At 71.2% G+C, this 2,611-nt stretch carries 2 protein-coding genes and 1 pseudogene; 1 reads left to right on the top strand and 2 read right to left on the bottom strand.

Annotation, left to right across the window (positions count from 1 at the left end):
* Positions 1 to 848, bottom strand: a pseudogene (locus tag K2X24_RS12170) (hypothetical protein); the annotation flags it as partial.
* 230 nt (positions 849 to 1,078) lie between these two features.
* Between K2X24_RS12170 and K2X24_RS12165 the strand changes: the two are divergent.
* Complete coding sequence (locus K2X24_RS12165) at positions 1,079 to 2,098, top strand: NAD(P)-dependent alcohol dehydrogenase (RefSeq protein ID WP_292498340.1); 1,020 nt, start codon at positions 1,079 to 1,081, stop codon at positions 2,096 to 2,098.
* A gap of 44 nt (positions 2,099 to 2,142) precedes the next feature.
* Here the strand turns inward: K2X24_RS12165 and K2X24_RS12160 are convergent, their stop codons facing one another.
* The gene (locus tag K2X24_RS12160; protein WP_292498337.1) at positions 2,143 to 2,541 is read right to left on the bottom strand and encodes an MAPEG family protein; all 399 of its coding nucleotides are present in this window, start codon (positions 2,539 to 2,541) and stop codon (positions 2,143 to 2,145) included.
* Positions 2,542 to 2,611: the final 70 nt, after the last annotated feature.

Below are 2,611 nucleotides of genomic sequence, written 5' to 3'. Positions count from 1 at the left end.
TCCTGCCGTTCGAAGTCCTGCCATTCGAAGTCCTGCCATTCGAGCGGCGCATCGGTCCCTCCCTGCTCGGGTGACCGGACCGGACGGACGCCCACGGCCTCGCCGAACCGCAGGAGGCGGTCGCACCACATGGCGGCATGACGGTCGGGGACGGCGCGGGCGCGGGCGGCCGTGCTCCGGCCCATGGCGAGGCCGTGCACCAGGTGCTCCTGGAACATGTTCGCGAGTAGATCCGACAGGAGTTCCGGGTCTCTCCGGGCGAGCGCGGTCTTCAGGCGGGTGTGGCCGGCGGTCAGCTGGTCCCACATGCCGCCGGTCTTGCCCGGATTCGCGGCGGCCGACACGTGCCACGCGGCGATGATCCGGCTGCAGATCGCGAGGTCCGCCTCGCCCCGGGACGGCGCTTCGAACCGAAAGGCCGGCATCGCGCCGACCGTCCGATAGGGATACCGGAACAGCTCTCGCCCCAGGCGAGAGGACATGTCCGCGACGATGTCGGCGGACAGCTTATAGATGCGCCCCTCGTGCCGGCCGACATTCAGGTAGTGAACCTCGGCCGAGGGACAGTATCCCGCGGCGATGGCCTCCTCGATGTCGCCGTGCAGTTCGAGATACGAGGCGGCATCGAAGTCGTGCGGCAACAGCGCGAGCAGATCCGGATCGATGATCGAACCATCCGCATTGGCGGCGTACTTCCGGCCCTCGTGCCGGCCGTGCCGCAGGTAATGCTCCTCGGCCGACAGGCCCTCACCCTCCCGGATGGAGAGGGCGACGTCCGGATTGATGCGCAGGTAGGCCTCGGCGTCGAAGTCCTTCGGCAGATCCTTGTGGCGCTTGAACCGGGCCACATCGATGAAACGCCGCATTCCCGAACCCCCGGCCGATCACAGTGTCGGCTCCCTGAACGCCTGCCATAACGAGCCCCTGCCATAACAGGTCCGTGGAAGCGCCGAGAAGTGTCCCGCCGCGGGTCGTCCGGGCAGGACCGAGGCTCGATCCGGGGGAACAGCCCGGATCGAGCCCGGTTTCCCGAAACGGGGGCCGCCGCATCGCGGCCGGTGAGACGGACAGGTACAGCATGACCGCATCGGTATCCCGCGCCGTGATCGTCCAGCCCGGGGGCGGCTTCGAGGCCGTCGGGTTCGGCGAACGGCCCGTTCCGGAGCCGGGGCCGGGCGAGATCACCGTCCGCCTGCGGGCGAGTTCGCTCAACTATCACGACTATGCCGTGGTCAGCGGCCTGTGGGGGCCGAGCGCGCCGCGCGTGCCGATGTCGGACGGGGCGGGCGAGGTCGAGGCGGTGGGACCGGGCATCGAGGCCTTCGCGGTCGGAGACCGCGTGGTCAGCACGTTCTTCCCCACCTGGACCGAGGGCCAGCCCCAGGTCGAGGGTTTCGCGACCGTGCCGGGCGACGGCATCGACGGCTATGCCCGCGAGCGGGTCACCGCCTCCGCGCTGGCCTTCACCCACGCGCCCCGGGGTTGGGACCATGCCGAGGCGGCGACCCTGACGACGGCGGCGCTCACCGCCTGGCGCGCCCTGCACGGGGATGCGGGCCTGAAAGGCGGCGACGTCGTCCTCGTGCAGGGCACCGGCGGCGTCTCGGTGTTCGCGCTGCAATTCGCCAAGGCCGCGGGTGCCACCGTGATCGCCACCTCGTCCAGCGACGAGAAGCTCGAGCGCCTGCGCGCGCTCGGAGCCGACCACATCGTCAATTACCGCTCCGACGCCGCCTGGGGGGAAACCGCCCGGCGCCTCACCGGCGGGCGCGGGGTCGACCACGTCCTCGACGTCGGCGGTCCCGCGACCCTGGAGCAGTCGATGGCCGCCGTGCGGGTGGGCGGGCACATCTCGGTGATCGGCATCCTCACGGGGGTCGCCGGGCCGCTACCGCTGGTCCCAGCGCTCGTCCGGCAGATCCGCCTCCAGGGCGTCCTCGTCGGCAGCCGGCGCCAGCAGATCGAGATGGTTCGCGGCATCGAGGCCTGCGGCCTACGGCCGATCGTCGACAGCCGCTATCCCCTGGCGGACCTCGTCGCGGCGTTCCGGCACCAGGAGAGCAACCGGCACTTCGGCAAGATCTGCATCGAGATCTGAGCCGCCTCCGGCTCGCGGCCGGCTTTCGCGCTGGGGGTTTCCCCTCAGCCGACGCGGAGCAGCAGGGCGACGGCCGCCACGACGAGGACCGCGAAGGTGGCCAGGATGCCGCCCCCGCGGCAGGCGAACTGCCGGGGCGCGTTCTTGGGCGCCAACATTCCGAACGGGTGCAGCACGCGCGCCACGAGGAGCACGATCAGGAGGCCGCGCACCAGGGTCGGCCCGCCGCCACCCGCTTCCAGCAGGCCGACGAGGAGCAGCGCCAGCGGCACGTACTCCCCGAAATTGCCCTGCGCGCGGATGCGCTTCTCCAGGTCCGCGTTCCCGCCATCGCCGTGCAGGACATCCGCCGACAGGCGCCCGGCGACGACCCAGGCGGAGAGCCCCACATAGAGGAGCGCGAACAGGGCCGCGTAGAAGGCCGTCAGGGCGGGATAGGTCACGGGGTCACTCCGGTGGCTCGGTGGCTCGGTGTCTCTCGAAAACGCCCGCCGCAGCGTCGCCGTTCAGGCC

It is taken from the genome of Methylobacterium sp., assembly GCF_019750675.1.
Lineage (GTDB): Bacteria > Pseudomonadota > Alphaproteobacteria > Rhizobiales > Beijerinckiaceae > Methylobacterium.
The sequence above is the reverse complement of the archived record's forward strand: the minus strand, read 5'-3'. Positions and strand labels throughout refer to the sequence as shown.